Origin of the sequence: Echinicola shivajiensis, assembly GCF_018642165.1 — a bacterium.
Classification (GTDB): domain Bacteria; phylum Bacteroidota; class Bacteroidia; order Cytophagales; family Cyclobacteriaceae; genus Echinicola; species Echinicola shivajiensis.
Genome location: NZ_JAHHZM010000004.1, coordinates 1 through 15,306, shown reverse-complemented (window position 1 = coordinate 15,306; position 15,306 = coordinate 1). Strand labels below are relative to the sequence as shown.

Annotated in this window: 9 protein-coding genes and 1 tRNA gene; 8 read left to right on the top strand and 2 right to left on the bottom strand. The window is 40.9% G+C overall.

What is annotated here, in order from left to right; all coding sequences use genetic code 11:
- Positions 1-193: 193 nt before the first annotated feature.
- Positions 194-1,558, bottom strand: a complete 1,365-nt coding sequence (locus KMW37_RS08550; RefSeq protein ID WP_215224214.1) for a DEAD/DEAH box helicase — start codon at positions 1,556-1,558, stop codon at positions 194-196.
- A 72-nt stretch (positions 1,559-1,630) separates the two neighbouring features.
- Here KMW37_RS08550 and KMW37_RS08545 point away from each other — a divergent pair, with 72 nt between their 5' ends.
- From KMW37_RS08545 to KMW37_RS08520, 6 genes are all read left to right on the top strand, one after another.
- Positions 1,631-2,974 (top strand): dihydroorotase, encoded by a 1,344-nt coding sequence (locus tag KMW37_RS08545; RefSeq protein ID WP_215224213.1) that lies wholly within the window; start codon positions 1,631-1,633, stop codon positions 2,972-2,974.
- Between the two features lie 85 nt (positions 2,975-3,059).
- Positions 3,060-3,135, top strand: a tRNA-His gene (locus KMW37_RS08540).
- Positions 3,136-3,496: 361 nt separating this feature from the next.
- Complete coding sequence (locus KMW37_RS08535; RefSeq protein ID WP_215224212.1) at positions 3,497-5,413, top strand: amylo-alpha-1,6-glucosidase; 1,917 nt, start codon at positions 3,497-3,499, stop codon at positions 5,411-5,413.
- Positions 5,414-5,424: 11 nt separating this feature from the next.
- Complete coding sequence (locus KMW37_RS08530) at positions 5,425-6,714, top strand: glycosyltransferase family 4 protein (RefSeq protein WP_215224211.1); 1,290 nt, start codon at positions 5,425-5,427, stop codon at positions 6,712-6,714.
- Complete coding sequence (locus KMW37_RS08525) at positions 6,711-7,922, top strand: glycoside hydrolase family 57 protein (RefSeq protein WP_215224210.1); 1,212 nt, start codon at positions 6,711-6,713, stop codon at positions 7,920-7,922. Before KMW37_RS08530 ends, KMW37_RS08525 begins: the two co-directional genes overlap by 4 nt.
- 311 nt (positions 7,923-8,233) lie before the next feature.
- Entirely contained in the window at positions 8,234-10,411 is a 2,178-nt protein-coding gene (locus KMW37_RS08520) for a DUF5916 domain-containing protein (protein ID WP_215224209.1), read from the top strand.
- Positions 10,412-10,484: 73 nt separating this feature from the next.
- Here KMW37_RS08520 and clpB read toward each other — a convergent pair whose 3' ends face one another.
- Complete coding sequence (gene clpB / locus KMW37_RS08515) at positions 10,485-13,100, bottom strand: ATP-dependent chaperone ClpB (RefSeq protein ID WP_215224208.1); 2,616 nt, start codon at positions 13,098-13,100, stop codon at positions 10,485-10,487.
- A 310-nt stretch (positions 13,101-13,410) separates the two neighbouring features.
- Here clpB and rlmN point away from each other — a divergent pair, with 310 nt between their 5' ends.
- Positions 13,411-14,469, top strand: a complete 1,059-nt coding sequence (gene rlmN, locus KMW37_RS08510; protein ID WP_215224207.1) for a 23S rRNA (adenine(2503)-C(2))-methyltransferase RlmN — start codon at positions 13,411-13,413, stop codon at positions 14,467-14,469.
- A 126-nt stretch (positions 14,470-14,595) separates the two neighbouring features.
- On the top strand, positions 14,596-15,069 hold the full coding sequence (locus KMW37_RS08505; RefSeq protein ID WP_215224206.1) for a hypothetical protein: 474 nt from the start codon (positions 14,596-14,598) through the stop codon (positions 15,067-15,069).
- Positions 15,070-15,306 lie beyond the last annotated feature (237 nt).

Sequence of the window (15,306 nt, the reverse complement as noted above, 5' to 3'; positions counted from 1 at the left end):
GCGGTTTTTTTATTGTATAGTAATCCTTAGTCTAAGAGCTATTCAGGATTTGCAATCCTGAATCAATAAAAAAGAGGATTTTAAATCCTCTTAAATATTTCCTCGGAATTAAAAATTCCAAGGAGCATGGTACAACTTTCTATATACAATAACCTCAATACTCACACCTAACTACTTGATAATCTTTTTTTTTTTATTTCTTGCCCTTGCTTTTCTTTTTCATCTGATTCCTATTCTTCTTGGCCTTGCTGTTTTTATTGCCCCGGACTTTTTTCTTCTCTGGATTATAGTGCGGATTTTTGTTTCCTCTTGGCTTTTTCTCATGGAAGGCCCCTTTGAAGTCCGGGTTCTCCTTTTTCATTTGGCTGTCAATCTCCCTAGCATAGGCCTGCTTTTCCGCAAAAGGGGTTTCCGTAATTTTTACCTCTGATGGAATTTCAGACACTGGCACTTCCATTCTGATGATTTCTTCAATCTTATCAAAATGATATTCTTCTGCAGGATTGACAAAAGTAAAGGCCTCTCCTTCCTGCTCAGCCCTTCCTGTACGACCAACCCTATGCACATAGTCCTCATAAATCAATGGCACATCAAAATTAACCACGTGGCTCACCATACTGATATCCAAACCTCTGGAAGCAACATCCGTTGCCACCAAAATCCTCACATCACCAGATTTAAAATCCTCCACAGAATTGATTCTAGTATTCTGACCCTTATTGGCATGGATCACCCTGATTTCACCATGTTTCCTTCTTTCCAAGTACTGGTAAACAGCCTCAGCATTTTTCCTAGACTTGGTAAACACGATCACCCTTTTGATTTCCTCATTTTGCAACAAATGATCAAGCAGGTTGATCTTTGTCTTTAGATTGGGCACCAAATACTTGGTCTGGGCCACAGTATCTGCAGTAGTAGCTTGCAGGGCTATTTCAACCCGCTCAGGAAACTCAAGGAACTCCTCGGAAATTCTCTCTACCCGATCAGAAAAAGTAGCCGAAAAAAGCAAATTCTGTCGCTTCACTGGAATCACCTCCAAAATCGCCCGAATCTGAGGCATAAAGCCCATATCCATCATTTTATCTGCTTCATCCAGCACCATGGTCTTGATCTCCCTCACAAAGATTTTCCCTTTGCTATAAATATCCATGAACCTTCCCGGGGTAGCCACCACAATATCCACCCCTTCCTCTATTTTCTCAATCTGAGCAGTAGGACCAATACCGCCATACAAACAGACATACCTTAAATCGGTGTATTTACCCAATTCAATAATGGCCTGTTCTATCTGCATGACCAGCTCTCTGGTTGGTGCCAAAATCAATGCACGGGGATGCATACCCTGGGCATACTTTACCTTCATCAAAATAGGCAAAACATAGGCAGCCGTTTTCCCAGTACCGGTTTGAGCAATCCCCAATATATCCTGTCCTGCCAAAGCCAAGGGAATGGCCTTTTCCTGAATGGGTGTTGGCTTGGCATAACCCGCCTCCTTAACAGCCTCTAAAAGCTGCTTGTTTATTTTAAAATTCTCAAAAGACTGCGGGCTATCAGACATGATTTATTAATTTTAGCTTCGAATTATATTTTGGGGAATTAAATACCCTGTTTCACTCCAATCAAAACAGTAATGACGAAGAGTATTTTAATTACAGATGCAAATATAGTAAATGAAGGTAAGATTACCCGTGGGGATGTGTTCATCAAGGATGGATTGATTTATTCCGTAGGTGGAAATCTAAAGGAATTTGAAGCGGACATCACTATAGATGGCGAAGGAAAATACTTATTACCTGGACTGATTGATGACCAGGTGCATTTTAGAGAACCTGGACTTACCCATAAAGCGGAAATCTACACTGAGGCAAAAGCTGCCGTGGCAGGCGGTATCACTTCCTTTATGGAAATGCCCAATACAGTCCCTCAATCCACTACCCTCGAGCTTCTTGAGGAAAAATATAAAATCGCTTCTGAAAAATCATTGGCCAATTACTCCTTTTACCTAGGGGCCACCAATGACAATTTGGATGAAATTTTAAAAGCTGACCCTGAAAACATCTGTGGAATTAAAGTTTTCCAAGGATCGTCCACCGGAAACATGTTGGTAGACAATCAGGAAACCCTTGAAAATATTTTCGAAAAATGTAAAATGCTCATCGCTACCCACAGCGAGAACGATGATATGATCAAGGCCAACATGGACAAGTACCTTGAAGAATATGGTGAAGACATCCCTGTCAAATACCATCCAAAGATCCGCTCGGCAGAGGCCTGCTACGATGCTTCCAAGCGTGTAGTAGACTTGGCCAGGAAGCACGGTACCAAACTTCACATCCTCCATATCAGCACGGCAAAAGAGGTTTCCTTATTTGACAATACCATTCCTTTGAAGGAAAAAAGGATTACTGCTGAGGCATGTGTGCACCATCTTTGGTTCTCTGATGAAGATTATGACGAAAAAGGGACCTTGATCAAGTGGAATCCTGCAGTAAAAACCGCTGAGGACCGCGATGAGATCTTAAAGGGAGTATTGGACGACCACATTGACGTCATTGCCACTGACCATGCCCCACATACTTTAGAAGAAAAAAGCAATGTTTACACCAAGGCTCCTTCAGGTGGTCCATTGGTACAGCATAACCTTGTTGCCCTATTGGAAATGTACCACCAAGGAAAAATCACCTTGGAGCAGATCGTACAGAAGACAAGCCATAACGTGGCCATCCTTTTTGAAATAGAGAAAAGAGGCTATATCAGACCGGGTTATTATGCCGATTTGGTATTGGTGGACTTGGACAATCCATGGGAAGTAAAAAAAGAAAATATTCTTTCCAAATGTGGTTGGGCACCATTTGAAGGGCAAACTTTCAAATCAAAAGTCTCGCACACAATTGTTTCCGGACACTTAGCGTACGAAAACGAGACATTCCATGAGGAGAAAAAAGGTGAAAGGTTGAAATTTTCCAGAAAATAATTTTCTCTGCCTATTGTTTTGCAAAAAACCGTGTATTACCTTTGCAATCCAATCAGGGAAAAGACCTGGTTAAAAGATATAAAACGGTGGTTGTAGCTCAGCTGGTTAGAGCGCTGGTTTGTGGCACCAGAGGTCGTCGGTTCGAACCCGATCTTCCACCCAAAACCCCTCAGAAATGAGGGGTTTTTATTTTACACTAAAATGAAGAAACTAATATGGCATATTATTTGTCTTTAATTTTAGTATAATCAAAAATTGACCCCAATGTTTACATTATTCAAACCATCGCCTACCTTTCCAAAGGTAAAACCGGTAGATCTGAAAAATATTCAGATGTATATGGCAAAATTTGAAGAATCTCTGAAAAACTTTGAAGAGGTACAAAAGGAGCATATTAACTCAATAATAAGATAGCACTAATAAGGTCATTATTTAATGACCTTTATTTTTTGTCCAAACTTTTTACTTTTAACAGTATTGGAGTATTTTAGAGGGTCCACTAAAACCACTAAACAATACTTCATGAGCTACATCCATTTCGACAAAACGGAATTAATTAACCTCAATTATTCCTTAGAAAAAGAGACCATTAGATCCAATCGTTCAGGATGCTATACCAGCACAACAATCATCGGATGTAACACAAGGAAGTACCACGGATTATTGGTTGCCCCGCAACCGCAGATCGACAGTCAGCTCCATGTATTATTATCCACCATCCATGAAACGGTCATCCAGCATGGCGCAAGCTTTAACTTGGGCATCAGTAAATATCCAGGCATTTATTCTCCCAGAGGACATAAGTACTTGGAAGATTACAGTTCAGAACCTATCCCCAACCTCATATACCGTGTAGGTGGTGTAGTTTTACAAAAAGAAATCATCTTGGACACCACTGCGGACAGGATGATGATCAAATACACACTGTTGGACGCACATTCACCCACCACTTTAAGACTTAGCCCATTTTTGGCATTTAGAGGCTACCATGCACTCTCCAAAGCCAACACCTATGTAAACAAGAAATACCTGAAGGTAGATAATGGAGTTCAATTCAAACTCTATGAAGCTTATTCCCCTCTTTCCTTGCAGATTTCCAAGGAAAATGAATTTGTCCCAGCTCCCGATTGGTATTATGATATAGAATACATCAGGGAAAAGGAACGTGGCTATGAATACAAAGAAGACCTTTATGTTCCTGGCTTTTTCGAATTCAACATCAAAAAGGGAGAATCTGTAATTTTTTCTGCAGGACTGGAAGAAGCCAAGCCCGAATTACTGCAAGAAGCTTTCGAAAGGGAACTTAAAAGAAGAACTCCGAGGGATAATTTTGAAAACTGTCTTAAAAACTCAGCTGGACAATTCATTTCCCGCAGAGGTGGCGAAACGAGAGTTATAGCTGGCTACCCATGGTTTGGCTGGTGGGGCCGAGATACTTTTATCGCACTACCCGGACTCACCCTAACACAAGGAGATTCTGAAACCTTCCTAGAGGTCATGAAGACCATGTCCAAAGATATAAAAGGGGCACTTTTCCCTAACGTCGGCAGTGGAGTCACCACCAATATGAACACCTTGGATGCCCCCCTTTGGTATTTCTGGGCATGGCAGCAGTATGAGCAATATACCGGCGATCGGGAAACCATAACAAAAAACTACCTTACTATACTGAAAGGTATTATAGACGGCCTAATCAAAGGCACCGAATTCAATATTAAGGTTCAAGATAATGGACTGCTATATGGCGGTCAAAAGGGAATAGCCTTAACCTGGATGGACGCAGTCACCTCAGATGGACCTGTCACCCCAAGAATAGGCTGTCCTGTAGAGATCAACAGCCTTTGGTATAATGCCCTATGCTATTATCATGAACTAACCGGTGACAAGGAAATTGAAAACTTGGCCCAAAAAGTCAAGCAATCATTTTTAGATGAATTCTGGTTGGAGGATAAAGGTTACCTCGCTGACGTAATTAATAACGGCACAAAAGACTGGTCAATAAGACCAAACATGGTTTTTGCTACTTCACTACCTTTCAGCCCTTTAGAGGACACCCAAAAAGCTGAAGTTTTAGAAGTCATCAAACTCAACCTTTTGACCACACGTGGACTACGAACATTGGCCCCTAATGATCCTTCCTATAAGGGATATTATCAGGGAAACCAGTACCAAAGAGACAATGCTTATCACCAAGGTACCGTTTGGCCATGGCTATTGGGACACTTTGTGGAAGGATACCTAAAAATCCACCGCAAAGCTGGTAAAAACATGATCGAAAAACTGATCAAAGGTTTCGATGACACCATGTCCCAGTACGGAGTAGGCACCATTGCCGAAATTTATGATGGTGACCCGCCACACAGACCAAAGGGAGCCATTTCACAAGCCTGGAGTGTAGGAGAACTGCTGCGTATTATGTATTTAATTAAACAATACTAAAATTATTTTTTATGAAAGTATTAATGTTTGGATGGGAATTTCCACCACATATCTCCGGTGGACTCGGCACGGCCTGCTATGGATTACTGAAAGGGATGTCCAAATTTAATCATGAGATTATTTTTGTTGTTCCTAAATTATGGGGAGACGAAGATCCTTTGGCTGATTTTGTCAGCGCCAGTGATGTAGAAATTGATTATCGTGAAAAACGATTTAAACAGATATGGAAAAACCTGACCTATCTTGAGGTTAGTTCTTTTTTGATACCATATTTAGGTCCTGAAGAATATGCCAGGTTCACCGACAAATCCTTGCATGACAGGACAGATGTAGACGAAAGTATTTTCTCCAATAAGTTCACCTTTAGTGGAAAATACGGCAAAGACTTAATCATGGAAGTCTCGCGCTATGCACTTACTGCGGCACAAATTGCCAAAAATAAGCCCCATGATATCATTCACGCCCATGACTGGCTCTCTTTCCCCGCTGGAATTGCCGCTAAAGAAATCAGTGGCAAACCTCTAGTAGTGCATGTCCATGCTACTGAATTTGACCGTTCAGGAGAAAATGTCAACGATAGGGTATATGAAATAGAAAAATCAGGAATGGAAGCTGCTGATAAAATCATCGCAGTGAGCCATTTAACCAAAAGAACAATCGTCACCAAATATGGCATACCTGAAAGCAAGGTAGAAGTCATTCATAATGCCGTTTTGGATGTAAGCATTATCAAAAGCGATGCACGTAAAAAAGTCCCTGAAAAAATTGTCACCTTTTTAGGAAGAATCACTTTCCAAAAAGGACCAGAATACTTCATTGAGGCAGCCAACAAAGTACTCAAGAAAGATGACAATGTGCGTTTTGTCATGGCTGGCTCTGGTGATTTGCTCAATCGCATGATAGACAGGGTTGCCGAGCTTAGGATCGGGACTAAATTCCATTTTACTGGATTCTTAAAAGGCAAAGATGTGGACCAGATGTTTGCCATCAGCGATGTTTATGTCATGCCTTCAGTATCCGAACCTTTCGGAATCTCTCCTCTTGAGGCAGTGAGACATAATACGCCCGTTATCATTTCGAAGCAATCTGGAGTGGCTGAAGTGCTGACCAATGCCATCAAAATAGATTTCTGGGATATTGATGCTATGGCAGATTCGATATTCGCATTATTACATTACCAGGGGATTTCCAATATGTTCCGAAGCTGTGGCACAGAAGAACTCAAAAAAATGAAATGGGAACACGTTGCAGAAAAAATATTCCTCCTTTATGATCAAACCTTAACCGTTACCAATCCATGAGAACCATTTGCTTTTACTTTCAAGTACACCAACCGTACAGATTAAAACCTTATCGCTTTTTTGACATAGGGGAAGACCATTATTACTGGGATGATTTCGCTAACAGAAGCATTATGCGCAAGGTGGCAGAAAAATGCTACCTTCCAATGAACCAACTTCTATTGGAGCTCATCGAAAAATATGATGGAAAATTCAAAGTGAGCTTCTCACTTTCCGGAGTATTTATGGACCAAATGGAAGAATATGCTCCAGACGTACTTGAAAGCTTTCAGAAACTAGTAGCGACAGGTCATGCTGAGCTCCTCAATGAAACCTATGCCCATGCATTGGCTGCACTGAAAAGTAAGGAGGAATTTCATGACATGGTTCTCAAACAACAGGACAAAATCAAAAAACTCTTTAACGGATACACACCAAAAGTCTTTAGAAATACTGAATTGATCTACTCAGACACCATTGGTGAAATGGTTGCTGAACTAGGCTATGATGCCATCCTTACTGAGGGCGCCAAGCATATCCTGGGTTGGAAAAGCCCTAACTATGTTTATTGCAATGCCATCGAACCAAAACTGAAAGTATTGCTTAAAAACTTCCGTTTAAGTGATGATATCGCCTTCCGCTTTGGAGAAAAAGCCTGGGCAGACTGGCCTTTGACTACTGACAAGTTTGTCAATTGGATAAATCAAATCCCTCAAGAAGAAGAAGTTATCAACCTCTTTATGGATTATGAGACATTTGGTGAGCACCAGTGGGCAGAAAGCGGCATCTTTGAATTCATGCGTCATTTGCCAGAAGCCGTACTTTCCCAATCCAATTTTACTTTCTCAACACCTTCAGAGGTAGTCAGCGAAGCTCCTCCCGTTGGTAAAATTCATGTTCCTGTACCTATCTCATGGGCAGATGAAGAACGCGATCTAACAGCTTGGCTGGGAAACGACTTGCAGGATGAGGCATTTGATAGACTTTATGAGCTGGAACATTTGGTGAAAAAATCCAAGGATCCTTCCATTCAAAAGGACTGGAAATACCTTCAGACCAGTGACCATTTCTATTATATGTGTACAAAATTCTTCTCTGATGGTGATATCCATGCTTATTTCAGTCCATATGAAAGCCCATATGAAGCATTTATCAACTACATGAATGTATTGAGCGATTTTATGCTAAGACTGAAAAAGGAGCAGGAAGCACCTATTGCAGAGGAATAACAAATCCCACCATAAACTATTCATGACCCTAATAAGGCCATTTCACAAAACTCCTCAGGCAAATTACTTGGGGAGTTTTTTTTATTTTCTTTAGTTCATCCCCAAGATCCCTCCGTTAATCAAAAACATCAACTTATTGGGCCAATAATCCTTTATGTTTGTAATCGAAACATCCTCTACTTACCCCAAAGTATCAAGTACTTAGAAAATTAATCTTTCAATTTATCTGGTTATTGATTTTAAAGGAAAGAGGATAATTTCCTTTAATAGAAAACAGCCCTTTTAAATAGATAAAGACCATCCAAAATCATATGCGTGGTATATTCACCTTACTTGTCCTCTTACTTGGATTGTCTCCATCCATAATCCATGCCCAAAAGATAAATGCCCATTACCAGCTTCATATCAATAAGGCCAATTCATCCATCAAAATCGATGGCATAATGAATGAAAAAGACTGGGAAGATGCTGAAGTAGCTACCGATTTTTTTATGATCACCCCAATGGACACCAGCTTTGCCAAAGTTAGGACTGACGTGAGGATGACTTATGACCAAGAAAACCTCTATCTCCTTGTTATCAATTTTCATGCAGTAGAAGGCCCCTATATTGTAGAATCATTGCGAAGGGACTTTAGCTTTGGCAAGAATGATAATTTCCTGCTTTTCATGGATCCATTTGATGACCTGACCAATGGCTTTTCTTTTGGGGCCAATGCAGCTGGAGCCCAGTGGGATGGACAGATGTACAATGGCGGAAGTGTGGATTTAAGCTGGGACAACAAATGGGTTTCAAAAGTCAAAAACTATGAGGACAAATGGATCTTTGAAGCGGCAATTCCCTTCAAATCCATTCGCTACAAAAAGGGTATCACAGAATGGGGAATCAACTTTTCAAGGATGGACCTGAAAACTACCGAAAAATCAGGATGGGCACCAGTACCTAGGCAATTCCCCTCAGCCTCCTTAGCATACACTGGCAGTTTGGTATGGGACCAAGCTCCTCCAGACCCGGGCGTAAACATTTCAGTGATCCCCTACGCAATGGGAAGAATGAGTCAAGACAGGGAAAATGATCAATCCCCAAAATACCAAAAGGAATTTGGGATGGATGCAAAAATAGGCCTTACCTCCTCCCTGAACCTTGATTTGACAGTAAACCCTGATTTCTCACAGGTGGAAGTAGATAGGCAAGTTACCAATCTGGATCGTTTTGAATTGTTCTTTCCTGAAAGGAGGCAGTTCTTCCTTGAAAACGGAGACCTTTTTGCAAATTTTGGCTATTCGACTATTCGTCCATTTTTCTCCAGAAGAATTGGATTAAATGCTCCAATTCAGTTTGGGGCAAGGTTAAGTGGGAAAATCAATCAAGACTGGAGAGTCGGTGCCATGAACATGCAAACAGCAGCAATCGAAGACACAGGGCTTCCTTCCCAAAATTTCACCGTCTTGTCCCTCCAAAGACAAGTAGGTGCCCGATCTAATATAGGAGCGATCTTTGTCAACAAACAATCCCTTAATTATACTCCAAAAGATCCAGAAAATCCTGAACATACAGAATTCAACAGAAATCTTGGGCTCGAATATAATTTGGCATCTTCCAATAACCTTTGGACAGGAAAGGCTACCTTATTACAATCTTATGGACCAAATTCCCAAAACAACGGATTTGCCCATGCTGCCAACCTGAAATATTCCAGCGGAAATCTCAGCTGGAATTGGCAACATGAGTATGTCTCTGAAAACTTTACTGCAGAAACCGGTTATGTCCCAAGGACTGGATTTTTCAGACTCAACCCTAGCATTGGATACAATTGGTTTCCCAAAAGCAAAAAAATACTTAGCCATGGCCCTGAAATCGGAACCTCGTTATTCTATAACCAAAATGGCGAGCACACGGACAATACCACCTATCTGAGTTACTCTGTTAGATTTAGAAGTCAAAGCAATTTGTCACTTTGGACAGCCTATGACTTTGTCCAACTACAAAGGCCATTTGACCCCACCAATTATAGCGGAGAAACCTTAGAGACAGGAAGCATCCATCAATGGAATGCCATGGGACTGGAATATACTTCTAAGCCTCAAAGCATCTTCACCTATGCTTTCTCTACGCGTTTGGGAGGTTATTATGCGGATGGACAACGTTATCAATTCACCACTGATTTGGGCTATCGTTTTCAGCCCTATGTAAGCATGGCTTTAAGCAGTAATTATAACCAAATCAATTTGCCTGAACCATGGGGAAACACCAATTTTTGGCTGGTCGGACCCCGTCTTGACGTCACTATGACCAACACCTTGTTTTTCACCGCATTTGTCCAATACAATGAGCAGATTGAAAACATCAACCTGAACACCCGTTTTCAATGGAGATTTAAGCCCGCATCGGATTTGTTTATCGTTTACACAGACAATTACCTGCCTGCACCTTTTTATACTAAAAACCGATCATTAGTAATCAAGTTTACCTATTGGTGGAACCTATAAAAATTTCATATTACGCACAAAAAAGGCCCAGACGAAAACAATTCATCTGGGCCTTACAAAAGGTTCAATCACCTTATTCTATTCCTACGTTTTCTACATTCTTGAAATACACTTGCTTGTCGGCATCCAGGTCAACCAAAACGGCAGAATCATTTTTGATATAACCACTAAGAATTTCCTTAGATAGCTCATTAAGCACCAATCGCTGCATCGTCCTCTTGAGTGGCCTTGCTCCAAACTGCGGATCAAAACCAACTTCACCCAAGTAATCTAACACTTCTTTGGTCGCTTCTATATCAATCCCTGCATCTGCCAACCTATGTTGGATTTCCTTCCACTGGATATCCACAATCTTTCGAGTAATTTCCTTATTCAAAGGCTCAAACATAATCGTTTCATCAATCCTGTTCAAGAATTCAGGCCTTACGGATTTCTTCAACAACTCAAATACTTCTACTTTGGTATCCTCAATTATCTGATCCTTATTCCATTCCTCTATTTCAGCAAAACGTTCTTGGATAAGTGTGGAACCAATATTAGTGGTCATGATAATGATGGTATTTTTGAAATTGGCCACCCTTCCTTTATTGTCAGTCAACCTTCCATCATCCAATACCTGAAGCAATATATTGAACACATCAGGATGGGCCTTTTCTATTTCATCCAACAGAATTACAGAATAAGGCTTTCTCCTCACTGCCTCAGTTAACTGGCCACCTTCATCATAGCCCACATAACCTGGAGGCGCTCCCACTAACCTGCTTACCGCATGCCTTTCTTGGTACTCGGACATATCGATCCTTACCATGGCATTTTCGTCATTAAAGAGGTATTCCGCAAGGGCCTTTGCAAGCTCTGTTTTACCCACACCAGTAGTTCCCATAAAGATAAAGGAGCCAATGGGACGCTTAGGATCCTGAAGTCCTGCACGGCTTCTTCTTACAGCATCTGACAAGGCCGCAATCGCCTCTTTTTGCCCAGCTACACGCCTGCTCAACTCATCCTCTAAATGAAGTAGCTTCTCTCTTTCGCTTTCCAACATTCTGGATAATGGGATTCCTGTCCATTTGGCCACCACAGCCGCAACATCCTCTGCATCCACTTCCTCCTTCAGCAATGGAGAACCTTTTTGCATATCATGCAATTGCTGATTAAAGGATTCTAGCTTTTTCTCGCTATCTGTGATTTTTCCGTAACGTATTTCAGCTACTTTGCCAAAATCCCCGGCGCGCTCTGCTTGATCAGCCTCCAGCTTATATTTATCAATATTCTCCTTTTCCCTTCGGATTCCCATGATCACCGCCTTCTCACTTTCCCATTTGGCTTTTACGGACTGTCTTTTTTCAGAAAGCTCTGCAATCTCCTTGCTCAGGACGGTTTCCTTATCCTTGTTCTTTTCCCTTCTAATGGCCTCACGTTCAATCTCCAATTGCATGATCCTACGGTTCAGTTCATCCAATTCTTGAGGAAGAGAATCAATTTCCATTCTCAACTTGGCTGCTGCCTCATCCATCAAGTCAATCGCCTTATCCGGCAAGAAACGATCAGAAATATAACGCTGTGACAGCTCAACGGCTGAAATCACAGCGTCATCCTTAATGCGCACACCATGGTGCAACTCATATTTATCCTTAATACCTCTTAGGATGGAAATGGCATCAGCAGTGTCCGGCTCATCCACCATTACTGCTTGGAACCTTCTTTCCAAGGCCTTATCCTTCTCTACATATTTCTGATACTCCTTTAAGGTGGTAGCACCGATTGCATGCAGCTCTCCCCTTGCCAAGGCGGGCTTCAATAGATTGGCAGCATCCATAGCCCCTTCGCCACCGCCACCGGCACCTATTAAGGTATGAATCTCATCAATGAAAAGAATAATCTGCCCATCAGAATCTGTTACTTCTTTGATAACAGCTTTCAACCTTTCTTCAAACTCACCTTTATATTTCGCACCTGCCACCAATAACCCCATATCAAGAGAGATTAGGGTCTTTGATTTTAGGTTTTCAGGAACGTCGCCACTCACAATCCTCTGAGCCAGACCTTCCACAATGGCAGTTTTACCTACCCCTGGCTCTCCCAAAAGGATAGGGTTGTTTTTAGTTCTTCTGGCCAAAATTTGAAGTACACGCCTGATCTCCTCATCCCTACCTATTACCGGGTCTATTTTGCCCTTTTTGGCTAGTTCATTCAGGTTTTTGGAATACTTCTCCAAGGATCTGTATTTGGCCTCTGCATTTTGATCGGTCACTTTATTTCCTTGTCTCAACTCTTTGATTGCTTCGATAAGTGCTTTTTCTGTCACTCCTTGATCTTTGAGCAACTGGCTGGTCTTATCCCCAGCTGATAATATCCCCAAAAGCAAATGTTCAATTGCGACAAACTCATCTTCAAAAGTTTTCAAATATCCCTTGGCTTTGGCCAAAACTTGGTTGCCTGCATTGGAAAGGTAGGGCTGTTGACCACTGACCTTTGGATAGGAACTGATGATCTCTTCCAATTTTTGGGACACCATTTTTTGGTTTACACCCAATTTTTTGAAAACGAAATCCACCACACTCTCATCCTCGGATAAGATACCTTTTAACAAATGAGCTGGCTCAATGGCTTGCTGCTGCTCAGCCATGCACAGTTCTGCTGCCTTTTGAACAGCTTCTTGTGATTTGATGGTAAATTGCTTGAAATCCATTATACATCTATTCTTTTTATTACTAATTCATCCATGGAGCAATGCCCCGTTATCTACTTTTATCAAAACGAACACCAAATAAATATTTTGAAGAAAATCGGAAACATTGACTGAAAACAAAGCAAAACCTGATGATTTTAGGACTTTTTGACAGATAAATTGTAAAGTAAGGAGATAATTACGACAGATTTAACTCAATTATTTCAAAAGATCCTACTGTTTAATAGACCTAAAGACCAGTCTTTCCTAACAAAAGGCAAGACTTTCCACAGCATACTGGATAATGCTTACATTTTCCTACCTTTGCATTATGAACAAGGGTGATAAAAAGGATATCAGGCAATTAAGCCTGGAGGAACTTCAGGAATTCTTCCTATCTGTTGGGGACAAAAAATTCAGGGCCAATCAAGTTTATGAATGGCTTTGGAACAAATCATTGAAAAATTTCGATGATATGACCAATATCTCCCTTCCAACCCGTGAAATGCTGAAAGCCAACTTTACGATCAACCATGTAAAGGTTGACCTAATGCAGCACTCCAATGATGGTACCATCAAAAATGCCGTCAAATTATATGATGATAAAATCGTTGAGTCTGTACTCATTCCTACTAGCAAAAGAATTACTGCCTGCGTTTCTTCACAAGTAGGCTGTAGCCTTGACTGCAACTTCTGTGCAACAGCAAGGTTAAAACGCATGAGAAACCTGAATCCTGATGAAATTTATGATCAGGTTGTTGCGATCAAAGAAGAGGCAGACACCTATTTCCAGCGTCCACTTACCAATATTGTTTTTATGGGCATGGGAGAACCATTGCTCAACTATGCCAATGTGATTGAAGCCATAGACAAAATCACCTCTCCTGAAGGTCTAGGAATGGCGCCAAGAAGAATTACACTATCCACTGTGGGCATCCCAAAGATGATCAAAAAAATGGCTGATGATGGAGTAAAGTTTAATCTGGCCATTTCCTTACACTCTGCCATCAATGAAACCCGAAGCAGGCTGATGCCTATCAATGATAAAAGCCCCTTGGAGGATCTGGCGGAGGCCTTAAAATATTGGTATTATAAAACCAAGAGCAAGGTCACTTATGAATATGTGATATGGGATGGAGTCAACGATGATGAAGAACATGCAAGGGCCTTGGCCAAGTTTTGTAAGCATATCCCTTCCAAGGTAAATATCATTCAGTACAATCCTATTGATGAGGGAGAATTCCGCCAAGCCTCTCAAGAGGCAGTGGACATGTATGTCCGCATCTTAGAATCCCAGGGAATTGTTGCTAAGGTAAGAAAATCTAGAGGTCAGGATATCGATGCAGCATGTGGGCAACTGGCCAATAAAAATGAAGTAGCCAGCATTTAAGCATATTTTAGTGGCACAAAAGGTTACTAAGCTCCTAATTGGAAAATCATATTAAAAGTTATGATTTTATTGAATCCTTGGTTCAATTTTTGCGTATGATAACACCTAAACTTTTATTATATAACTATGAAAAAACTATTATTACTAGGCCTTTTTGCAATGACCATATCCTTTGCACAGGCCCAATCCGCAGGAGATGTTAGGCTACAATTGGGGACTGATTATGATTTTGATGTAGAAGCTTTCGGCTTAAATTTTGGGGGTGAATATTTGATTACTGATCAGATTTCTGCCGCTCCTAACTTTAGCATTTATTTTCCTGAATGGGGGAATGCCAGCAACTTAAACATCGATGCTCGTTATTATTTTACAAAGGACATTTTGCAATGGTATGGTTTACTGGGGTTCACCAATAATTGGATATCATTTTCTGATGACACTTTTGGTGACATTAAATCCAGCACTGCGGGAGCTAATATTGGAGCAGGTGGCATCTTAAAATTTGCAGACAGCTTCGCTTTCAATCCAGAGTTAAAATACCAAGCACAGAAAAATGGACAGTTTGTTTTTAGGTTGGCCTTGGTATATTTCTTACCATAAGTAAAAAAGAGGCTGTCTCATTTCTCGGTTAATTGTGCCATTCTTACAACAGGAAGAATCTCAAGCGACTTATTTTCAGTTGTAAGTTAATTTAGAGATTTCTCCTAAGGTACCAATGACGTAAAGAACTAGGCATGAATTTGTTCGAGTTCATAACCTAGTTCTTTAGCTGTTTTTTGTAGCCACCTTTCTCTGTGAAGCTGCATTTTTTCTTCATAGGCCTTGATACCTTTTTCA

Coding starts and splice junctions, on each gene's coding strand:
- KMW37_RS08545 (WP_215224213.1), top strand. CDS start 1,631: ATGACGAAGAGTATTTTAATTACAGATGCAAATATAGTAAATGAAGGT.
- clpB (WP_215224208.1), bottom strand. CDS start 13,100: ATGGATTTCAAGCAATTTACCATCAAATCACAAGAAGCTGTTCAAAAG.
- rlmN (WP_215224207.1), top strand. CDS start 13,411: ATGAACAAGGGTGATAAAAAGGATATCAGGCAATTAAGCCTGGAGGAA.
- KMW37_RS08505 (WP_215224206.1), top strand. CDS start 14,596: ATGAAAAAACTATTATTACTAGGCCTTTTTGCAATGACCATATCCTTT.
- KMW37_RS08530 (WP_215224211.1), top strand. CDS start 5,425: ATGAAAGTATTAATGTTTGGATGGGAATTTCCACCACATATCTCCGGT.
- KMW37_RS08520 (WP_215224209.1), top strand. CDS start 8,234: ATGCGTGGTATATTCACCTTACTTGTCCTCTTACTTGGATTGTCTCCA.
- KMW37_RS08550 (WP_215224214.1), bottom strand. CDS start 1,558: ATGTCTGATAGCCCGCAGTCTTTTGAGAATTTTAAAATAAACAAGCAG.
- KMW37_RS08525 (WP_215224210.1), top strand. CDS start 6,711: ATGAGAACCATTTGCTTTTACTTTCAAGTACACCAACCGTACAGATTA.
- KMW37_RS08535 (WP_215224212.1), top strand. CDS start 3,497: ATGAGCTACATCCATTTCGACAAAACGGAATTAATTAACCTCAATTAT.